The organism is Ancylomarina sp. 16SWW S1-10-2 (assembly GCF_009669305.1).
Classification (GTDB): Bacteria; Bacteroidota; Bacteroidia; order Bacteroidales; family Marinifilaceae; genus Ancylomarina.
Genome location: NZ_SADB01000008.1, coordinates 116,697 through 137,627, shown reverse-complemented (window position 1 = coordinate 137,627; position 20,931 = coordinate 116,697). Strand labels below are relative to the sequence as shown.

Below are 20,931 nucleotides of genomic sequence, written 5' to 3'. Positions count from 1 at the left end.
CTTTAACCTTTATACTTTGTTACCTTTGTATTTTGTTCCCTTTATCCTTGGTACTTTAACCTTTATACTTTATTTACTTTATCCTTTAGTCTAAAGTTACTTTAGCTTCCTTAATTGCTGGTTCAACATCCCTTGGATCAACTTTTTCTCCTGTCCAAAGTTCCCTTGTGTATTTTCGAATATCATTCAAAACAAGAATTATAACAGGGAAAAGTGTTAGAATAAAGAATGTACCAAGCAAAACACCATAAGCCAAAGCAATAGCCATTGGAATTAAGAATTGAGCTTGAAATGAATTCTCAAGAATCAATGGATACAAACCAACCGTTGTGGTAATTGTGGTTAACACAATAGCTCTAAAACGTGCTTTCCCCGCTCCAAGAACTGCTGATTCCGGATTCATACCTTCCTTTAAATTGGTATTGTATTTGGAGAGAAAGACGACGGCATCGTTAATAATGACACCAGATAGAGCAACCATTCCCCACACACTAAGCATAGATACCTGAACACCTTCGATACCATGTCCCCAGGCGGATCCAAGAATACCTAAAGGAACCATCAGAATTACGATCATGCCTTGAGTGAAAGATCTAAAATGAATCATCACTATAAATATGATCGCTAAGAAAGCTATTGAAAAGTAAATTTTCATTTCAGCAATATCTTCTGATGAACGTTTTGCTTGACCTTGAAATTCGGGACGTACACTAGGAAATTTTTCCTTAAGAACAGGTAGAATATTATTGGTTACTTCTTCTAAAATTGGAGGAACTGGTTCATTTGGATCCAATAAATCAGCTTCAACACGAATTTCTCGAGCACCATTGTATCGCTGAATACTAACAGGACCACGTAAAATATCATAATCAACCAGCTCCGACAATGGATACTCACCATTTAGAGTTCTAATTCGCATACTCTCCATTTGTCCAATAAAAACACGATCACTCTTTGGATAACGCACCCAAACTTTAATCTCATCTTTACCTTCTTGTAAACGCTGAGCCTGACCACCAAAGAAACCTTGACGAACCTGAGAAGTGATACTACTCAAATCCATTCCTAAATAGTAAGCTTTATCTTTCAACTTTAAACGAACCTCACGACTTCCTAATGGGTTATTATCATTGATATTATATAAAGAAGTCATCTTTCTAAGCTCATCTTGAAAATAAATATTCGCTGCATTCAATTCATCCATATCCGAACCTAAAAGACTAACTGAAACCGCAGCTCCCCACCTGTTAGCTGAGCCAATAGTATATTTCTCAGCTTGATTCACAGCCCCAATTCTTTCCTTTACAGCATTAGAAATATCAAAACTAGAAATTGGAGATCCCTCCATATCGCGTAGTGTTACTGTAATATTTCCAGAGTGCGGACCTGATTCTTGACCATTAAAAGCCGAACCTACCGATAAGTTTGTATATTGAATGAAATCATCTTTCTGAGCATATTTCTCCTTTAATTCCCCATTTATTTCCCAAACAGCATTTTCAAACCCCTTTAAAGCTTTAACGGTTATATCCTTATTGGTTCCAGGTTTATAAGCTACATTAATATTAAAAGTATCGAAACTTACATTAGGAAAGAAGGTGCTTTTTATGAACCCGCCACCAAACAAACCAATGGTAATAAAGATGAATGCTACTGGAAGAAAAATAACAATCCAACGCCATTTTATGGCTCTTCTTAAAAAGCCCATATAAATCCGATCGCGCATATACATAATGCCCTTTTCAATTTTATCTCGGAAGCGATTAAAAGCGGTATGACTTTTTCTCACATTCAGTACTTTTTCATTTCCCACATGACTTGGCAAAACAAAGAGACTTTCGAATAGAGAAATACCCAAACAAAAGACAACGACAAAGGCCATCTCGTAAAGAAACTCCATATTACCCGTAACAAGTAATAGAGGTGTAAATGCTACCATTGTTGTTGTTACCGATGTTAAAACAGCAGGTACAACCTCCATTGTTCCATCAATAGCTGCTCGACGAGGACTCTTCCCCTTTTCGAAATGCGTATATATATTTTCACCAATCACAATTCCATCATCAACAAGAATACCGATGATTAGAATCATACCAAAAAGTGAAATCATATTGATAGTGACACCCATTAGGTTGGCAAAAATGAACATGCCTAAAAATGAAGCCGGAATTCCCCATGCTACCCATAAGGATAAACGGAAACTCAAGAATAAAGCTAAAGCTAGAACCACAAGAGCTAGGCCATAGCCTCCATTCTTATACAATAGGTTTAGTCGCGACTGCAACATGTTTACATAGTCGAAAGTGACCTCTAAACTAGCATCAGTATGATCTGCATTAAACTCTTTAGCATATTGATTACAGAATTCTGAAATCTCCTCCAAATCCTCATTATTCAACTTATTTACGCCAATTGAAACAGCTGGATTATTATTCACATAAGATGAACTCGGTACATCCTCAAATTGGAAATGGATATCGCAAACATCCCTCAAACGAATGTACGATCCATCAGAATTTGCACGTAAAATAATTTCTCCAATTTTATCCGGATCAACTGAACGATTACGAGATCTAATTATAATCTCTTCTTTAGCATTTTTTATAACACCACCTGAAATATCAATATTATTGCTAGCAATAGCAGCTGACACCTCTGAGAATGTCAACTGATGACGACGTAAGTCATCCTCTTTAATCTCAACAGAAAGTTCCAAACTAGGTAAACCCGAGATGGATATTTGAGACATTTTTTTCGAACGCATCAAATCATCATAAATAACATCTGAGTAACGCTTTAGTGTCAATAAATCGACATCACCAGTCACTGCCATTCTTACAGCTGGTGTTGTTGACCTTAGTTTTGATATAACTGCTTTCTCTGCTCCCGATGGAAACGAAGGAATTCCATCAACTGCATTTTTTACATCGGCAAGTGTTTCATCCAAGTCTAAATCACCCGTTGTGGTAATTGTCACTCTAGCGTAACCTTCCGACGATACCGAGTTCATTTCTTTAATACCTACAATTCCTCGTACAGCATCTTCTATGCGAGATGTTATTCCCTCTTCAACTTCTTTGGGAGAAGCTCCAGGGTAAACCATAGATACATTAATTGTTTTGGATTCCGTTTCTGGGAAAAAGGACTTTTTCATGTGAAATAGAGAGAAAATTCCTGCTATCAGAAAAAGTGCAATAATCATCTTCCCATAAAAGGGATATCTGACAAAATGAGATATAATAGTCTTCATAAATTTAGATTTGAGAATTGAAACAAAAGCTTATTTAAGGATCTGAACCTTCATGTTTTCAGCACCTTTAACAGGGACTGTTGTTACCAAAAGTTCACCTTCAGAGAGACCATTGAAAATCAAGGTGTTTTCGTTTCTCTTAAGTACATTAATTTGTTTCTCCTTCAACATATTATTCTCCACTACAAACACTCTATTCGACCGGAATACAGCATTTCTAGGAATCTCCATAACATTGTCAATCTGTTTACCATTAAACTTTGCAGTTAAATACTGACCTTGATACAGTTCATTATGAGTCGTATTAAGTCCTACAAACACAGCTATTGACTGCGTCCCCTCATCTACAAACTCTGACTTTCGTAATAACTTACCCGAAGCAACTTTATCGCCATTAGAAGCTAATATATCAACCTGATCGCCAATTCTCAACCATTTGATATCTTCCGATTCAATAGGTACTTGTAGTTCTAATTTTCTTGACTCAATAATTCCAGCAAGTTTTGAACCCATTCCAGCTACAGCTCCAATTTGTGTACTAACCTGATCGTAAGAACCTGTAAATGGAGCATAAATACGATACTTCGATAGTTTAACTTCACTAGATTTAATCGTATAATAATCACCTAGAATATTACGACTCGCCAAGAATACCTTTTCCTTTTCTGATTTCATTTCAGGTAAAACTGGTAATTTCTCATCAAGCTTTATCTCATTAAAAAAGGTCATCCAAGCATCAAATCTATCTTTATAATCAATACGAATATCAGGAAGACTTTGAGCGAGTTTATTCAGAAACGTACTTTTCTGTGCCTGAAGATCCATTTTAGCATCAGTATCGTAAATTTGAAGTAACAAATCACCTTTTTTAAAACGCTGTCCTACTTTTAAAGGCACACCAGCATCTACAATTCTACCAGGAACTTCGGAACTCAAGTTGACTTCCAAGTTGGACAATAAACGTCCTTTTTCAACAATAGAAGTGGAAATATCATGATAGTTGACTTGCTCCACTTTTACAAAAGGTGTTTTCTGTCTATTCACATCTTTCTGTGGCTGCTTTTTCAGGCTCTTTAAACCAATCATACCACCATAACCTAAGGCCAATATAATTACAACTGAGACAACAATAAGAACTTTTCTATTCATCTATAAATCGTGTTATATAATTTCAATTAGTTAAAGTACGAATTTACTTTTATTTAAAATAATATAAAATTTTGAGATCTTAACGACTTGTTAAATAACTTAGACAAAAAGTGTTAGACCTACTAGATATATGACATGAATAAACTTGAACTAAAAATGAAAAACTGAAGCAATTATCTGGAAAAGCTCGGTGAGCTGAAAGTGTGGGTGTAAAATTACTGTACTAAAAAAAATTACGTCGGGATGACATACTAAAATATTTATGCGGGCATCTCCATATAATCAAGGCTACCGCTCCTAAGGAGCTCTAAAAAATTACAATCCAAACAACCCTACCATACTACCGTTCCTAACGGAACTAAACAGAAAAAAAAGAACTCTTCTTTATTGTAAACATAAACTCGGAGAGCTGAAAGTTGGTAGTAAAATTACAATACACACACAAAAATCCCGTAGGGATAACAGACTGAAATATTTATACGGGAATCGCCATATAAATCAAAGCTACCGCTCCTAAGGAGCTCTAAAAAAAACATACAATAAACGAATCTACCATACTACCGTTCCTAACGGAACTAAACAGAAATAAACCTGAGCAATCACCTAGAAAAGCTCGGAGAGCTGAAAGTATGGTCGTAAAATTACAATACACACACAAAAATCCCGTAGGGATGACAGACGGAAATATTTATACGGGAATCGCCATATAAATCAAAGCTATCGCTCCTAAGGAGCTCTAAAAAAACATGAAATAAACGAATCTACCATACTAACGTTCCTAACGGAACTAAAAAGGAAAAAAACATCCTACTTTAACGCCCACTCTACAGCTTTCACTGCATGTATCGTTGTGGTATCAAATGTTGGAATATTCACATCTGAATCTGAGATTAAAAGAGGAATTTCGGTACAACCTAAAATCACACCTTCAGCTCCACGATTCTCTAAATTCTTTATGATAGTCTTATAAACTTCCCTCGAAGAATCTTTAATCTCACCTTGAACCAATTCTCCATATATAATCTGGTGAATCTGCTCTCTTTCCTCATCGGTAGGAATAATGACCTCTATACCAAATTGATCGGCAAGCACTTTCTTGTAAAAATCCTTTTCCATGGTAAACTTAGTCCCAAGCAGTGCGACTTTCTTAATGCCTTTACTAACAATCTCCATACCTGTTGCTTCGGCGATATGTAAAAAAGGAATAGTGATACTAGCCTTAATTGCAGAAGTGCACAAATGCATTGTATTGGTACATAAAACAATTATATCAGCACCCGCTTTTTCAAGTCGTTTCGCAGAATCTGCCATAATCTCGTCCAACTCTTCCCATTTACCTTCATGTTGGAGCTTTACAATATGATCGAAATCAACCGTATCCATCAAACTCTTACAAGAGTGATGACCACCTAAAATTTCTCTCACTTTTTTATTTAGTAATTCATAATATACGATAGATGATTCCCAACTCATACCACCAATAAGTCCAATTCTTTTCATGCTACTTTGCTTTATTAATATCTACATATCCACAAGTCCTATTTGTCGACTTATTTCAGAACTCTTAAAAATACAAGTTTTCTTACTGTCATCACCAATTTTGTCATTTTTTTTAAAGTGTAAGTTGCCCTGTTTATCTTGTACATTTTGATGATAATCGATTTTACCTTCTTTATAGGATATGAGTTTATGAAAATATCCTTATATAGGTTTATATTTGAACTTATAATAAATAACTTAAACATTAAACTTATATGAATCTAAATCAATTTAAAAGTGGTTTCATAATGACGCTACTTGCAGCAACAATGTGTTTGCAAGCAACGGCTCAAGTGAGCTACAAGACTCGCGAAGAAATACCAGCGAAATACAAATGGAATTTTTCTGATATCTACGAAAGTTGGGATGCTTGGGAAGCTGATTTCAAATCAATGTCTAAGGAGATTGAAATCATTCAATCTATGAAAGGAAAGCTTGGAAAAGATGTAAAAAACTTAGTTACACTTCTTGATGCACAAGAAACTATGATGAAAAAGGCTTATAAAGTCTATCAATTCGTTTCCTTCCAATCTACCGTTGACGGTAAAAACATGGAACTACAAGCTAAGCTTCAACGAGTAGGTATTTTCTTTAATCAAATGAGTATGGCTACAACTTGGATCTCTCCTGAAATGATTAAGATTCCTGAGGCAACCATGAAACAATGGATTGCATCTACACCTGCTCTTAAACCACAAGAATTTGGTTTAATGGATATGTATCGTATGCAAAAACATGTCTTGAATGAAGATATGGGACGTTTAGTGTCTTTCTTCTCACAATCGTCGGGAACGGCTAGCAGTGCTTTTACGGCTTTATCAACAACTGATATTGAATTTCAAGAAATTACATTATCTGATGGAAAAACAGTAAAAGTAACTCCAGGTATGTATTCACATATCACGAGTACATACAAAAATCAGGCTGACCGTAAATTGGCTTACGAAGCGCTTTACGATGTTTACTACAAAAACAAGAACACTTATGCTGCCATTTACGAAGGTATCATTCAATCAGAATGGGCAAATGCTCGTGCTGCAAACTATGAATCTTGTTTAGATGCTAAATTGGAAGGCAACAACATTCCTAAGGATGTTTACTTAAACCTAATTAATACCGTTAGAGAAAACACAGCGCCTGTACAAAAATACACGAAACTTCGTAAGAAAATTTTAGGCCTAGAGAAATACTATGGTTTTGATGGTTCTATGAGCTTAGTTGATTTTCACAAGACATACCCATACGAAGAGGCTGTAAAAATTGTAACAGAATCAGTTCTTCCACTAGGTAAAGATTATCAAGCTAAACTTAAAACGGCTACAGCCAGTGGATGGTTAGACGTATATGAAAACCCAGGTAAGCGCGGTGGCGCGTTTTCGGCCGGTGTTTATGGTGTACACCCATACATGCTACTTAACTACAATGAGACTTTAGATTACGTATTTACTTTAGGTCACGAGTTAGGACATACAATGCACACAACTCTAGCCAGTAGCACTCAACCTTTTGCAACACATAACTACACAATTTTTGTTGCTGAAGTTGCTTCTACATTCAACGAACGTTTGTTGTTAGATCATATGATGGAAACTACAAAAGATCCTAAGGAACGTATTACTTTATTGAACCATGCGATTCAGGCTATTATTGGAACTTTCTACACACAAACTATGTTTGCTGATTTCGAATATCAAGCACATACAATGGTTGAGCAAAACCAGCCTGTAAATGCAGATATCTTCGCTAAACTTTGGGGTGATATTGCTCAAAAATACTATGGTGATGTTTCTGAGAAAACAAAATACTCAAACTACCCTTGGACTCGTATTCCTCATTTTTACAACTCACCTTACTATGTATATCAGTACGCAACCTGTTTTGCATCATCGTCTAAATTGTATAAGGATGTAACTGAAGGAAGCAAAAAAGATACGAAAGCTGCCTTAAAGCGTTACATAACTTTATTACAGTCGGGTGGAAATGATTTTCCAATGGAACAATTGAAAAAAGCAGGTGTTGATTTGTCGAAACCTGAAGCAATTTTAGCTGTTATCAACCAACTAGATAAATTAGTTGACCAATTGGCTATTGAAATTGAAAAACTAGAGAAATAGTATTTCTCAGCTCAAAATAATTTTAGGCAGTTCCTTTATTGGGACTGCCTTTTTTTACACGCTTCTTTCAATGATTTAATGCAGATCAATATTCGACAGATACTGAAACAAGTTCAGTATGACGACGTGCTAGTATGAAGAGAGTTCTACTATTGAAAGCTTACGAGAGCTCCTAAAATCAGGACAAATGGTTTATATTTAGCTTCAATTTTAAAAAGGGAAAAACCTCTAATAAACACTTAATTAGCAATTATCTGATAATTTATCATTTTCTCTAGCATTACTTACACATCATATTATACCCTATTTCTGTTACTAATATTCTCCATAAATAAGACTTAGCTTTCTCTTATTTTTACTAATAGAAATAGTAATCAAATCAACTATTTCTTCTAAATCATACTCAGAGCTATCTATCGTCAAATTATAATTCGTTGCATTATTCCAATTTTCACCAGTATAATGTAAACAATAGTTTGCTCGCTCTTTATCTGTTTTTCTCAACTCGCTATCTGTAATCTCAGATTCAATTTCATACTCATCGGAAATTTTCGCTTTGCGATAGTTTTTATTTGCATGAATAAATACATTAAAACAATTAGGCTTATCTTTTAGTATAAAGTTGGCACAACGTCCGACAATAACACATGATTCCTTTGCGCAGATATCTCTTATAATTTTACTTTGAACTAAAAACAAAACATCAAGAGGCACTTGCTTTTCATATACATAAGCATAGTTTTGTTCGTAAAATTCAGCTAAGAGTGAATTGACTAGCTTCTGCTCATTTTGTTTAATATAATCTGATGTAAACCCAGTTTGTTTAGTAGTAAGGTCAATTAGTTTTTTATCATAAAATGAGATTCCTAATTTTTCAGCTAGGTGTTTTCCAATTTCATGACCACCACTACCATGTTCACGTGAAATAGTGATGACTAAATTATTTTTCTCATTACTCTCAGTTAAACCTAAATTTGGGTTGTTATCTAAACTTGGTTCAATCCAAGAATCAATTATATGTATTCTTTTAGTACAGAATTTGGCAATAAAACCAACCAATATAGCTGCTACAACAGTACCTTCCCTAATACCTTGCAATTGATGAAAAAATACAAATGAACTTATTAATCCTATAAAAACCAAAGTACTATCTACTCCGATTTTTACTTTTCCAAACTCTTTTTTAAAGGTATCTACAATAGCCATAGCTAAACCTTCTCCTGGTAAATAGGTTAATTTTGCTTTTACTTCTAAAAAAACACCAAAACCTATTAGAATACAACTAATCAAACAAAATAGTACTTGCAAAAAATAATTTGAAAGATTTAAACCAGAAATTAAACGAAGAGCGAAATCAATAAATAATCCAAATGCAAATACCATTGGAAGTTGTAATAATTGTATTAAACGATAATTCCGACGGAGTATCCCTATTTGAATTAGCATAAGGAAAATATTAAAAAATATTGTTAGTGTTCCTAAGCTTAAAGGTGATTTGAAGCTAAATACATAAGGGATGCAAGATATAGGTGAAACGCCCAAATTAGCTTTGACTGATAAAGCAACACCAAAAGCCATAACAAAGAGACCAATACCAAAAATGATGATTTTTAATAGAATATTATTCTTTTTCATAAAGGTTTCAGTCGTAAATTTTTGAGATTAAAAATCGAACTTCAAAAGTAGAAAACCTTTAAGCTACAAACCTATATTTGTCGTTTTTTTTTTGAACAATAATTAAAACTCGTGTAAAATACAAAACACCCTATAAATTATTTTTAAACAACTTATTTAACAATCTATTAAGCTACCAGTTTCATAAAAGTTAACCATGATACAACATCGACTAAATTATACAAAGATGTAACTGAAGGTAGTAATAAAGATAAGAAAGCTACCCTTAAACGTTATATAACTTTATTACAATCGGGTGGAAATGATTTTCCAATGGAACAATTGAAAAAAGCAGGTGTTGACTTGTCAAAACCTGAAGCCATTTTAGCTGTAATCAATCAACTTGACAAATTAGTTGACCAATTGGCTATTGAAATTGAAAAACTAGAGAAATAGTATTTCTCAACTCAAAATAATTTTAGGCAGTTCCTTTATTGGGACTGCCTTTTTTTACACGCTTCTTTCAATAGTTTAATGCAGATCAATATTCGACAGATACTGAAACAAGTTCAGTATGACGACGTACTAGTATGAAGGGAGTTTGACTATTTAGAGGTTGAAAAATATCTGAAGGATATATTAGGACGTTCATAATTAGCCCTATTCTAAAAAAAACACGAATGAAAGCTTCATTATAAATAATCCGATGATTTAACACCTTAATGAAAATACATTAGATAAATCAGTAGCAGATGAAATTACAGAACCATATAATTATAAATAGTAAAAACCAACTTATTCCTATCGAGTTGAAAATTTTACTTAGTAGATAAAAGCCCTTTTATCCACCCCGTTTTATAAATACAATCCAAGCAAGCATAAGAAACAACATCTAATATTTTATAATTTTCATAATTAACAAATCAGGATTCATCTATTTACTAAAATAAAGTCTTATTTTTGAGTAATAAATAGATGTATTCATAAACAAATGAAAAACAAATGAAACGCATAGCATTAATCATTTTAAGTATTGCTCTAATAGCGCTATTCTCTACTTCGTGTTCTAGTTCGGACGACGAAACGCAACCGACTTTTGATGAGACTTTAATTATTGGTAAATGGAAAAGTGGTACATTATTTGAGAAATACAATGAGGATAAATCAGGAGGTTTTTGGAATACTGCTGATGATGTTAAAGAATCAGAAGCTCAGAAATTTACTTGGACAATCACAAAAGATGTGTTAAAGCAAATTCATATATTCGAAACTGGTCCTGCTCTTGTTCCAAAAGTTTACACCATTACGGATTTAACGTCAACAACAATGTCGTATGAAGACTCTTACGGAGAATCAACATCATTTACAAAACAATAAGAGTAAAATGCAAATATTAAAAAAGGTTGGAACAGCTTTACTGGTATTGGTTTTTGTATTGATAATAGCTGCGGCAATAGGTATGTGGTATCTATTTACACCCGAAAAATTAACACCAATAGTTAATAAGCAGGCAAAAGAATATCTAGACTGCAACACTAATGTCGAAAAAGTTGAACCTACTTTTTTTGGTACCTATCCATTTTTGGGGCTTGAGATCACGAACCTCTGTTTAACAGAAAAGACAAATACATCGAAAACAGATACGCTCTTGTACACACCCAAATGCTTTGCCTCTCTAAATGTAATGTCTTATTTATTTGGTGGCAATATAAAACTCGACCCATTTCTTATTGAAGATGGGTATTTGAATTTCAAAATAGACTCGCTTGGTCACTCAAATTTCGATATTTTAAAAAGCAGTTCCGATTCGTCAGAAGCTAATTCCGAAGTATCATTTGGTGATATCGACATTAGCAATGTGGAGTTCAAAAATTTTAATGCCAAGTATACCGATGAGTCGACATTTAGAAAGGCTGATATTAGCAACTTAAATGCGAAACTCGAGCTCAACTACAGCAAAGAGAAACAGAACTTCGGTTTGGATATGCAATTAGATAAATTGCTGTATACAACATCCGATTCAATGGCTCTTTTTGTTGAGGCACAAAATTGTAATCTAAAAATTAATTCTAAAGCTAAGGACGCAAACCTCATAAACTCCGATTTAAAACTTATTTGTAAAGCCATGTCGGTTTCTATGGCTGGTGATACCATTTTGTCTAATATGAAATTGGATTCAAACTTACCTTTTAATGCAAATCTATCTGAGAATTCTTATGATTTTAAGAAGTCCGAACTCATTATAAACGATGAGCAAGCCATCTCATTTAATGGGAAGGTAAACATGTTAGAAGATAATTCTATATCGACCAACATAAGCTACTCGACTAATGAATTGAATATTGAAAACATTCTTGCTCTTGTTCCTAAAGCCTATTCTGATCAACTAAAAGACATCAAGGCAAAAGGGTATGCAAAAGTATCGGGATCGGTAACAGGGCTTATGTCTGAAACTAGTACGCCCCTTTTAACAACAAACATAGAGTACTCTAAGGGAGAAATTAAATATACAGGATATCCAACTGTAAAAGACATTAAATTATCGATGTCGACTAAGGTGGATCTGAATAAAAACCAAAATTCAAATATTACTGTAAATAGTAGTTCTGCCAAGATATTGAACAGCGCTATTTCTGTTAAAGGAAATATCTCAGACATTTTGGGAATTCCACAATACGATATTTATTCGAAGAGTGATTTAAACTTAGCCGATTTTAAATCGTTTATTCCAAAAGATCAGAATATAATTATTCAGGGTTTGCTTAATGGAAATCTACACACCCAGTTTTCTCAGTCTGATATAGATAAGGAAGCCTATCACCGTATCTATTTAACGGGCGATTTCAATACTCAAAATTTTGATGCAATTTATGACGACACGATAAAGGTAAATCTTCCTTCGGGAAAGATTAAACTTAATTTACCTAGCCAAACCAAAGCAGACAAAAACCTTCTGTTTGCAAAGATCAAAATTGATGCACCAAACTCGAGGATAAACATGTCTCCTACGATGAGTGCTGCAACTCAGAACCTCGAGCTTTCTGTCGATATCAATCAACTGGCAAAAGACGTTTCTGCACCCATATCGTTCTGTCATTTTAAATTTGATAGTCTTTATGCAATTGTCGATACAATATCTGTAAGTGCGAATAATGCTACGGGACAATTTGAATATGCTCCAACGCTTAAGGCAAAACAAGAAATTGCTCTTATCAATTCTACAATCAACAGTCAAAAGTTTGAAATCATTAGCAAAGACTCTATTCTATTTGATGCTAAAAAGCTATATGCCAAAACAAATTTGAAGTACGACGAATCTCAAAATAATGTTATCCTTAAATGGCAGCCCGAAATGGCTATCAGTTTTTCCGATGCAATTTATGACTTAGGCAAGCAACTAAAGGGTGAGATTCCAAACATGTCGTTTACACTTGATCCCGATACAATGGTGATTAAGAAAGTCGATTTAACTCTGGGTGATTCTGACTTTAGCCTTACTGGTAAACTTACCGACATCACGAAGTACCTTAACGACCAAGCATTGCTTAAAGGAAATTTTGATTTGATCTCCCAAAAGACCGATGTATATCAATTGATGGACATTTTTAACGGCATGGGGAGTCAAGACTCAACTCTTGCTAGCAATGAAACAGTAAGCGCCGAAGACGATCCGTTTATGGTCCCTAAAGGCGTCGAAATTAGATTAAACTCAACGATTAATCAAACTGTCGTAAATGATAATATTATCAAAAATATTAAGGGTGGACTAACTGTTAAAGATGGTACACTTATTCTGGACCAAATGGGTTTTACGAGCAAGGCTGCTAATATGCAGTTAACAGCGATGTACCGTTCCGACAGAAAAAACCACCTTTTTAGTGGCATCGACTTTCACCTTTTAGATATTGATATTGCTGAACTTATTGCTTTGATTCCTTCTGTTAACACAATGATTCCAATGCTAAAATCATTCAAGGGAAAAGGCGAATTCCATTTGGCCGGAGAAACCTATCTTAAAAGTGATTATTCGCTTAAGCAATCGACAATTCGTGGTGCGGCAGCTTTCCAAGGACAGGAACTTACTCTTATGGATACCGAAACATTCGACATGATTGCCAATAAACTCATGTTCAAGAAAAAAACAGTAAATGTGATCGATAGCCTTAGCGTTGAAATGACTCTTTTTAAAGATGAAATAGACGTCTATCCTTTCCTTATTGTCATGGACAATTATAAAGCAGTTATTTCTGGTCGTCATAATATGGATAATAGCTTTAACTATCACATATCGGTAACGGATACGCCTCTACCTGTTCGATTAGGACTAAATGTAACTGGAACAATAGACGACTTAAAATACAACCTTGTAGATTGCAAATATAAACATTTGTACAATCCAAAAAAACAAGGTGCTATGGAGAGTCAAACCTTACGTTTGAAAAAGCTGATTTCGGAATCGCTTAAAAAGAGTGTTAAGGAGTTTTAATAGACTTCTATTTATTTACAACACACCTTCATTTTAGGTATGATTTATCGAAATAAAATATAAAATCCTGATAGGCTAAATGCTTATCAGGATTTTTTTGTCTTATGAATACTATCCTTTTAAAAACAAACTGAATATAAAGAGAGAGCATTTACACTTATATTCATTGAATTTAAAATGCAATTTACATCTCTAACACCTGCTACGGTCATGAAACTTTTTATCTAGAAATATGCAATAAGCCATACCAATAAGCATTCCCATTGGTAAACCTAAACCAAGATTTAAAACGTACTTTAATTTACACATTATTTTGGCTTACTCTCGCTGATAAATCCTTAACTAAGGCTTTAACTCGATTTAATTCTTTCCATTCGATATGCTCGAAAAGAATTTTACTCTCGCTCCCATTAGCTAAAATAAACATCTCAATACCATCCATTTTTATCTGTTTAATATCTGATATTAGAATACTTACAACTCTCTTGCTGTCCGGCAATTGATAGCTCAAATTGTCATTATCAAGCTCAATAAAATACTTTCCTCTATACCATTGCTGATAAGCTATCAAGGCAAAAATCAAACCTTGTGCCATAAAAGCTATAGAGCTCCAATCTCCCGGGAAGTCAAACTTAAAACCATGACTCAGCCCCAGAATAAAAAGAAATAAGCCATAGGCGAAAGCAAATAAACTAAACCACATAAAAAATTTAATATTGACCTTTTTCACTTTATACAATTGAATTCTTTCCGTCATTTTGATTTAATATTAGTAACACAATTTATTTTTAGTTTAAAACCAAAATATATTGAACGCCTCATAACTACAGAGATCAATCTGCAATCAACTTATTTTTTATTTTACCCAACTCATCATTTAAGTCTTCCTTTTCAGCATTAGTAAAATTTGAAAAGTCATAAGTACAAACTTGCTGATCAAGGGTAAAGAATTCTACTTTATTTGATTCAAGTACGATATCTCGTAGGTCATTTATTAAAAGAGATTTTCGTTTCTGACATGAATTTTTGAATTCAATTATTTCAGGATTGATTGTTATAAAATTATGTTCTTTATGTAAATACTTTCCCATAAACCCAATTCCAAGGTTAAAAATTCCTCCTACAAAGAAAATCCAGTAAAAAGTAGCTGTTTCACTATTTGCCATTATTAATCCCCATAATCCGACTCCAATTAATAATACGCCACTAACATAATGTGTTTTCTTTTTTAAAGGACTAAACAATCTTCGCTCATTAAAACTTATTGTAAAATCTGTATTACTCATACTCTCAATTTTAATTTCCAATTTTCCTTGTTTTTTTTCTTGGAGATTGGGAAACTACGATCCAATTTTTGCTAAACAAACAATTTCATTTTCGCCACTAAAAAAGTGTGACCAGTTGAGATCACACTTTTCTATATTCTGTTTAAAGGAAACTACTGTGCAGATAAACGTAACAACTCTACAATCATTTTTAAAGCTTTTTCCATATCTGCTACATAAATATGCTCATCTAAAGCATGCTCATTTTTTGCTCCAATACCTACTACTGCCATTTCAATACCCATATTATTATAAATTGAAGCATCCGTAAATCCAGTCATAAAAGTGGCTTTGGCATCAATACCAACAGTTTTAAGTGCTTTCTTAGATAAGTCAACAGTAAAAGAACTTTCTGGTATGTCTACAGCCTTACACAAATTTTGTTCGTCAATTTCGATTTGTGCACCTTCAGCTTCAACTGCACTTACCATTACGGCTCTCATTTCGGCTGCTAATTTTACGGCTTTTTCGTGATTCAAGCTTCTACATTCTGCTTTAAAAGTCACTTTATCAGGCACACCGTTACGAACAATTCCACCTTCAATAATACCAACATTGGCTGTTGTTTCATTATCCAAACGACCTAGTTTCAAAGCCAAAATAGCTTTAGATGCAGCTACGATAGCATTAATTCCTTTTTCGGGTTCCATTCCAGCATGTGCCGACTTACCTTTTACTGTAACATCAAAGGTAAAATACGATGGACCACCAATAATGATGGTATCTAAAGTATCATTATCCAGTAAGAAACCTCTTTTAGCTGTTAGTTTAGAATAATCGAGATTCTTTACACCAAATAGACCTATTTCCTCTTCGCGAGAAATCGCTACTTCGATAGGAGGATGTACTTCTGCAATTCTTAAAGCTTCCAACATTTCGGCAATTCCTGCTTTATCGTCGGCTCCCAAAATAGTATCTCCTTTCGACCTTATTACACCATCGGCTAACACGGGTTCTATGCCTATACCTGGTTTCACCGTATCAGAATGACAAGATAAAAGGATTGGTTCTTTACCTTCACAACCTTTAGCCGGTAATTTTGCTATCATATTACCATAACTATCAAGTTCTGTTTTAGCTCCTAACTTCTGATATTCTTTTTCAAGATAACTTATAAAATTAGCTTCATTTCCAGATTCACTATCAATCTGAACCATCTCCATAAATTGCTTTATCATTCTTTCTGACATCTCTATCTTTTTAAATTATTGATTTAGTTTCAAGTGCTAAACATGGCTACATGTACTTCGGAATAGAACTCTAGTTTTTGCAAATTGCTGTATTCCAAAATAGACAGCATGAATTTAACAAAAAACTGTCAAACTAAAAATGAATTTTGTCATGAAATTATAATTCACTTTTTTAGTTAATTAATTAATTATTAAAGCTATCTATATAAAAACTATTCAGAGATTATTTAAAGTCTCGAAACATCTACTTTAAGCACATCAAGGAGCCTTGTCAATTCAAAAAAAAGGATTACACGTAACTGTATCGGAATATCTTAATGATTACTAAAATAAATTAGGGTACAATAAAGCAAGGTTTAATTTCAAAAACCTAGATATTGTAGGAAGTATAAGCACAAAACATCTTCAGGACATGCTATATTCAAAAATTAAGACATTGAATGAAATTTTTACATCTTGGATTTTAATCTTTTAAGTCTACGTTCAATACGCTTTCTTTTTCTTCTTTCCTTTGACAATTGCGCTTTGGTTTTAAGCTTCAACTTATCTTCAGAAATATCAGTTAAAGTAATCTCTTCTTCGGGTTTAAACTCAGAATTTAATTGGGTTTCACTCATATCTGGTTTGGGTGCAATAATCGAAGTATTATCAATACGATTTATATTCTGATCCAGGGCAGATTTTCCTTTGGTTTGAATCGTGTCACTTATTTTACCTTTTTTATTATCATTAATGGGAACAACAATAGAAGAAGTCTTACTACGAGTTAAATTATTATATTGAGCACGTTTTTCTCCATCCTTTTTGTTAGAATTAGACTTAAGAAAATAACCATCAAACATAGAATTTCCATTAGCTTTATAAATAGAATTTGATCTATGTCTATTAGAATTAGCTCCTATCGATATTCGTACGCCAATATTCACATTTAACATAGATAATGAGAGACTTTCGTTCGTGTAAGGTAACTCATTAGCTAAAACAGAATTAAGTGTACCATCTTCTCTAACAGCTTCTGATAAATCACGCGTTTGATAATTCATTTCACTATTAAGAGTAGTCATATATTCCGAACTAAAATAGAAATCGAGTCCTTCGAAAATATTGGCTGTCATATTAGCGCCCAAGCGTACAGTTAGGGCAGTACTTTTATAGGCTTCAAGCGTCGTTATAGTAATATCTGTTTCTTCAAACATTCTTGATGATTGAGGTGAATTCACTAAGGACAAGCCCGATCGTCCATAAAACTCTACAGAAAACCGCCCAAAACGCATATTATATTGAGGACCTACATCAAAAGATGTTGTGTTTAATTCCTGACTCCCCGAACCTTGAATTGGACCAAAATTCTGTCTATAATCAAACCGACTATGATTTGCACTAAATCCTAGTGATAACTTTTTTGAGAAATTTTTGTGAAAGAGAATACCACTATTAAAACCATTTTTAAGAAAATGATTCAAATCACCTTGGGGAAAACTTAAGCCATTCAAAAAATCGAGCGTATAAGTCCTGGAATTTTCCAAGCTCATATTAGGCCGTATGTCTCGATTAATATAATTGTCTTGTGCAATGACAAGTGAAGCAATCGAGACTATCATCAGGATTAGAATCACCTTTCTCATAGCTCAAGATTTAGAGTTAATTCTGTCAAAAATATAGCTTTTACAAACGGGGAATTCTGACATAGTATTCTAATATACTAAAAAATAATCAGTAAAAAAAACATGTTGCATAAAACACTAATTAACAGGAAACTAGACCATTCACATTAAATACAAATCACTTCACTACAAAACAATTAAAATCCACAAAATGAATCCTTTTAATAAAATATGACTAACAACTTATAATAAACCTATATAATTGTGGAATTTTGGAAAAACTTTTCGATTTTTGCAGAAATAAATAACGCAAAATGGATCAAGAAAAATACAATCAAATACGCAAACAGCTTGTTGACTCCACTCAATGGCCTTCAATATATATGTTCAAATTTGTTATCCCTAATAAAGATGAAAAAACAGAGGCTGTAAAAGCTATATTTCCAAAAGGAACTCAATTCGCTTTTAAAACATCAAAAAATATGGCTTACCTTAGTATTACCGTAAAAATTATGATGAAAGATGCAGATGCTGTAATTGCTATTTATGATCAAACTAAACATATTGAAGGCTTATTGGCATTATAAAATCTATACGTTTAGATCGTTTAATATTACATAATTTTATATTTTCTAGATTTTCCCTTTTTTCAAAAAATTTGTAAAAATCAGACTTTAATCTGTCTAAAAATAAAACTTTCTGTAAACGTTCTTAAAACTTCCATTCTTTCGAAAACTTTCGAAATGGTGTGAATTGACACGCTGGTATTTTTAAAATCATCCTTAAAAAGGACATAAACGACACCTATAATCAACTTTCTTCTCATACCGAACGGTTTGTAATATCTAGTAAAAGCATAAATAACAAACACGACTAATTCTATCAATATCAACTATGATTGCTAGTCTTATATTCTTTTACTCATTCATATTTATACCCAATTATAAAAAAATAAGTATCTATGTATTACAATAAACTAATTTAAGCATTAAAATATAGCATGGCTTCTCTTCAATCATTTTCCATTATCTTATTAACAATCTATGTTATTCTTATTGTGAGTTCCTCACTATTTTCTAAGAAAAGTGATTCGATTGAAGGCTATTTTCTAGCCAATAGATCACTCTCTTTCTTAGCTTTAGCAATTACTTTTATCGCTTCGTGGTGGGGAGCAGGTTCAGCTATAGAAACAGCTGATCACTCCTATCAAAATGGGATTTCTGCCTTTTGGATTTATGGTATGCCTGTTTTATTTTCAACTGGCTTACTTTTTGTTTTTGCGAGAGCCATCAGAAAAGTTGGGAGTATTACACAACCTCAGTTATTAGAAGAACGTTATGGGAAAGCACCAGCTCTAATGCTATCTATTCTCATCTTTTTATTCATGACAATTACAGCAGCTTCCCAAATTGTGGGAATTGGTATATTCTTCGAAAAATTTCTACACTTAGATTATACTATGTCAGCACTTATTGGAACGGGAATTGTCTTACTCTATTCCTTTTTTGGTGGATTCAAAGCTGTTGTTCGTACTGATATTATACAGTTTATTTTTCTCTTATCAGCTTCAATATTAGTATTTGCATACGCTTATTATTACTCAGGTGGGATATCAGCAATCAAAACAATAGCCGATACAAAACAGTTAACGTATTACTTCTCATTCACACACCAATTGTCGAGTAATATGGTTTATATTATCACATTTGGTAGTGCGTGGATGATACAAGCCAATGTTTGGCAACGCATATCAGCTGCCCGATCTCCTCAAGATGCTCGTAAAATGATAGGCCTAAGTTTTCTAGTCTATATCCCGCTTTACCTTATGGTAACGTTCACAGGAATGCTAGCTTTAGGTTTATTTGAAGAGATGCCTCAAGGTGGAATTATTTCTGGAATTATTAACGATTACATGCCTCCATTCCTTGGTGCCTTAATCTTTGTAGGTATCTGTTCAGCCATCATGTCGACCATGGATTCTTTGATCAACACGGGAGCAATGGTGCTTTGTGTAGATATTTATAAAAATAGATTTAGACCTGAAGCCACACAAAAACAGCTTCTTATTGTTGGAAAAATTGGAACAATCATCGTAACGCTTATTGCGCTCTTAATTGGTCTCGAAATAAAATCTATACTTAAGGTTTCATGGCTTGCTGCAGACCTACTATCCACTGGCGCATTTGTTCCTTTAATACTTGGTTTTATTTGGAAAAGGGGAACTACAATTGGAGCCATGTCGTCTATGCTTTTCGGAACCATCTTTTCACTATACAACTTAACGGTTGCTTTAGGTGCTAAGCTCCCACTTCCATGGGAAATTGGAACTGCTAAACATGTTTTAATAGGCATGCTAGGTTCATCTCTAGTTTATCTAATTGCAAGTCTTCTTAGCAAAGCAGAAACAATTAAATCCGAATCCTTTATTCATAAAGCCAACCTTAAACACAATAGCTAGTTTACTATAATTCTTAAACCAGAAACTTATCAAAATATATCTGTACCATGAAAATTTAATAATATCTGGTTCAAATCACAACATTTTCATTATCACCAACTTACTAGGTATTACCATATTATTGATGTTATTTCAAAAAAATGGGTCAATAGGAATATCCCATTGACCCAAGTCTATTTTGAACAAATTTGTTCAATAGTCT

14 protein-coding genes are annotated in these 20,931 nt (G+C 33.6%); 6 read left to right on the top strand and 8 right to left on the bottom strand.

All coding sequences use genetic code 11. The annotated features are described in order from the left end of the window. Window positions 1-85: 85 nt before the first annotated feature. The 3 genes from EMN46_RS08555 to EMN46_RS08545 all read right to left on the bottom strand — a co-directional run bounded on the left by EMN46_RS08555 (window position 86) and on the right by EMN46_RS08545 (window position 5,899). Window positions 86-3,250, bottom strand: a complete 3,165-nt coding sequence (locus tag EMN46_RS08555) for an efflux RND transporter permease subunit (RefSeq protein WP_154200388.1) — start codon at window positions 3,248-3,250, stop codon at window positions 86-88. A gap of 30 nt (window positions 3,251-3,280) precedes the next feature. Then, window positions 3,281-4,399, bottom strand: coding sequence for an efflux RND transporter periplasmic adaptor subunit (locus EMN46_RS08550; RefSeq protein WP_154200387.1), 1,119 nt, complete (start codon window positions 4,397-4,399; stop codon window positions 3,281-3,283). A gap of 807 nt (window positions 4,400-5,206) precedes the next feature. Next, the gene (locus EMN46_RS08545; RefSeq protein WP_154200386.1) at window positions 5,207-5,899 is read right to left on the bottom strand and encodes an aspartate/glutamate racemase family protein; all 693 of its coding nucleotides are present in this window, start codon (window positions 5,897-5,899) and stop codon (window positions 5,207-5,209) included. Window positions 5,900-6,153: 254 nt separating this feature from the next. Between EMN46_RS08545 and pepF the strand changes: the two genes are divergently transcribed. Then, window positions 6,154-8,052 carry an oligoendopeptidase F gene (pepF, locus tag EMN46_RS08540; protein ID WP_229130313.1) on the top strand — a complete coding sequence of 633 codons (1,899 nt, stop codon included), beginning with the start codon at window positions 6,154-6,156 and terminating at the stop codon, window positions 8,050-8,052. 315 nt (window positions 8,053-8,367) lie between these two features. On the opposite strand, the gene EMN46_RS08535 is transcribed toward pepF, so the two are convergent. After that, window positions 8,368-9,687 carry a cytidylate kinase family protein gene (locus tag EMN46_RS08535; protein ID WP_154200385.1) on the bottom strand — a complete coding sequence of 440 codons (1,320 nt, stop codon included), beginning with the start codon at window positions 9,685-9,687 and terminating at the stop codon, window positions 8,368-8,370. Window positions 9,688-9,999: 312 nt separating this feature from the next. On the opposite strand from EMN46_RS08535, the gene EMN46_RS20200 reads away from it, so the two are divergent. From EMN46_RS20200 to EMN46_RS08520, 3 genes are all read left to right on the top strand, one after another. Further along, on the top strand, window positions 10,000-10,122 hold the full coding sequence (locus tag EMN46_RS20200) for a hypothetical protein (protein ID WP_255447770.1): 123 nt from the start codon (window positions 10,000-10,002) through the stop codon (window positions 10,120-10,122). Between the two features lie 546 nt (window positions 10,123-10,668). Continuing rightward, the gene (locus EMN46_RS08525; protein WP_154200384.1) at window positions 10,669-11,043 is read left to right on the top strand and encodes a hypothetical protein; all 375 of its coding nucleotides are present in this window, start codon (window positions 10,669-10,671) and stop codon (window positions 11,041-11,043) included. A 7-nt stretch (window positions 11,044-11,050) separates the two neighbouring features. Beyond that, a complete protein-coding gene (locus EMN46_RS08520; protein WP_195715221.1) occupies window positions 11,051-14,152 on the top strand; it encodes an AsmA-like C-terminal region-containing protein in 3,102 nt (1,033 codons plus the stop codon). Between the two features lie 301 nt (window positions 14,153-14,453). On the opposite strand, the gene EMN46_RS08515 is transcribed toward EMN46_RS08520, so the two are convergent. The 4 genes from EMN46_RS08515 to EMN46_RS08500 form a co-directional block, all read right to left on the bottom strand. Continuing rightward, the gene (locus EMN46_RS08515; protein ID WP_154200382.1) at window positions 14,454-14,909 is read right to left on the bottom strand and encodes a hypothetical protein; all 456 of its coding nucleotides are present in this window, start codon (window positions 14,907-14,909) and stop codon (window positions 14,454-14,456) included. A 76-nt stretch (window positions 14,910-14,985) separates the two neighbouring features. Continuing rightward, a complete protein-coding gene (locus tag EMN46_RS08510; RefSeq protein WP_154200381.1) occupies window positions 14,986-15,438 on the bottom strand; it encodes a hypothetical protein in 453 nt (150 codons plus the stop codon). Between the two features lie 152 nt (window positions 15,439-15,590). Further along, on the bottom strand, window positions 15,591-16,667 hold the full coding sequence (locus EMN46_RS08505; protein WP_154200380.1) for a M20/M25/M40 family metallo-hydrolase: 1,077 nt from the start codon (window positions 16,665-16,667) through the stop codon (window positions 15,591-15,593). Between the two features lie 449 nt (window positions 16,668-17,116). Further along, window positions 17,117-18,292: a hypothetical protein gene (locus EMN46_RS08500; protein ID WP_154200379.1), complete on the bottom strand. Its 1,176-nt coding sequence runs from the start codon at window positions 18,290-18,292 to the stop codon at window positions 17,117-17,119. Between the two features lie 293 nt (window positions 18,293-18,585). On the opposite strand from EMN46_RS08500, the gene EMN46_RS08495 reads away from it, so the two are divergent. Both EMN46_RS08495 and EMN46_RS08490 read left to right on the top strand, forming a co-directional pair. After that, a complete protein-coding gene (locus EMN46_RS08495; RefSeq protein WP_154200378.1) occupies window positions 18,586-18,858 on the top strand; it encodes a DUF493 family protein in 273 nt (90 codons plus the stop codon). Window positions 18,859-19,271: 413 nt separating this feature from the next. Beyond that, complete coding sequence (locus EMN46_RS08490; protein ID WP_154200377.1) at window positions 19,272-20,729, top strand: sodium:solute symporter; 1,458 nt, start codon at window positions 19,272-19,274, stop codon at window positions 20,727-20,729. Window positions 20,730-20,931 lie beyond the last annotated feature (202 nt).

Excerpts from the sequence above, each read along its gene's own strand:
- EMN46_RS08500 (WP_154200379.1), bottom strand. The coding sequence starts at position 18,292 with ATGAGAAAGGTGATTCTAATCCTGATGATAGTCTCGATTGCTTCACTT.
- EMN46_RS08535 (WP_154200385.1), bottom strand. The coding sequence starts at position 9,687 with ATGAAAAAGAATAATATTCTATTAAAAATCATCATTTTTGGTATTGGT.
- EMN46_RS08525 (WP_154200384.1), top strand. The coding sequence starts at position 10,669 with ATGAAACGCATAGCATTAATCATTTTAAGTATTGCTCTAATAGCGCTA.
- EMN46_RS08505 (WP_154200380.1), bottom strand. The coding sequence starts at position 16,667 with ATGTCAGAAAGAATGATAAAGCAATTTATGGAGATGGTTCAGATTGAT.
- EMN46_RS08495 (WP_154200378.1), top strand. The coding sequence starts at position 18,586 with ATGGATCAAGAAAAATACAATCAAATACGCAAACAGCTTGTTGACTCC.
- EMN46_RS20200 (WP_255447770.1), top strand. The coding sequence starts at position 10,000 with ATGGAACAATTGAAAAAAGCAGGTGTTGACTTGTCAAAACCTGAAGCC.
- EMN46_RS08510 (WP_154200381.1), bottom strand. The coding sequence starts at position 15,438 with ATGAGTAATACAGATTTTACAATAAGTTTTAATGAGCGAAGATTGTTT.
- EMN46_RS08520 (WP_195715221.1), top strand. The coding sequence starts at position 11,051 with ATGCAAATATTAAAAAAGGTTGGAACAGCTTTACTGGTATTGGTTTTT.
- EMN46_RS08545 (WP_154200386.1), bottom strand. The coding sequence starts at position 5,899 with ATGAAAAGAATTGGACTTATTGGTGGTATGAGTTGGGAATCATCTATC.
- EMN46_RS08490 (WP_154200377.1), top strand. The coding sequence starts at position 19,272 with ATGGCTTCTCTTCAATCATTTTCCATTATCTTATTAACAATCTATGTT.
- EMN46_RS08550 (WP_154200387.1), bottom strand. The coding sequence starts at position 4,399 with ATGAATAGAAAAGTTCTTATTGTTGTCTCAGTTGTAATTATATTGGCC.
- EMN46_RS08515 (WP_154200382.1), bottom strand. The coding sequence starts at position 14,909 with ATGACGGAAAGAATTCAATTGTATAAAGTGAAAAAGGTCAATATTAAA.
- EMN46_RS08555 (WP_154200388.1), bottom strand. The coding sequence starts at position 3,250 with ATGAAGACTATTATATCTCATTTTGTCAGATATCCCTTTTATGGGAAG.
- pepF (WP_229130313.1), top strand. The coding sequence starts at position 6,154 with ATGAATCTAAATCAATTTAAAAGTGGTTTCATAATGACGCTACTTGCA.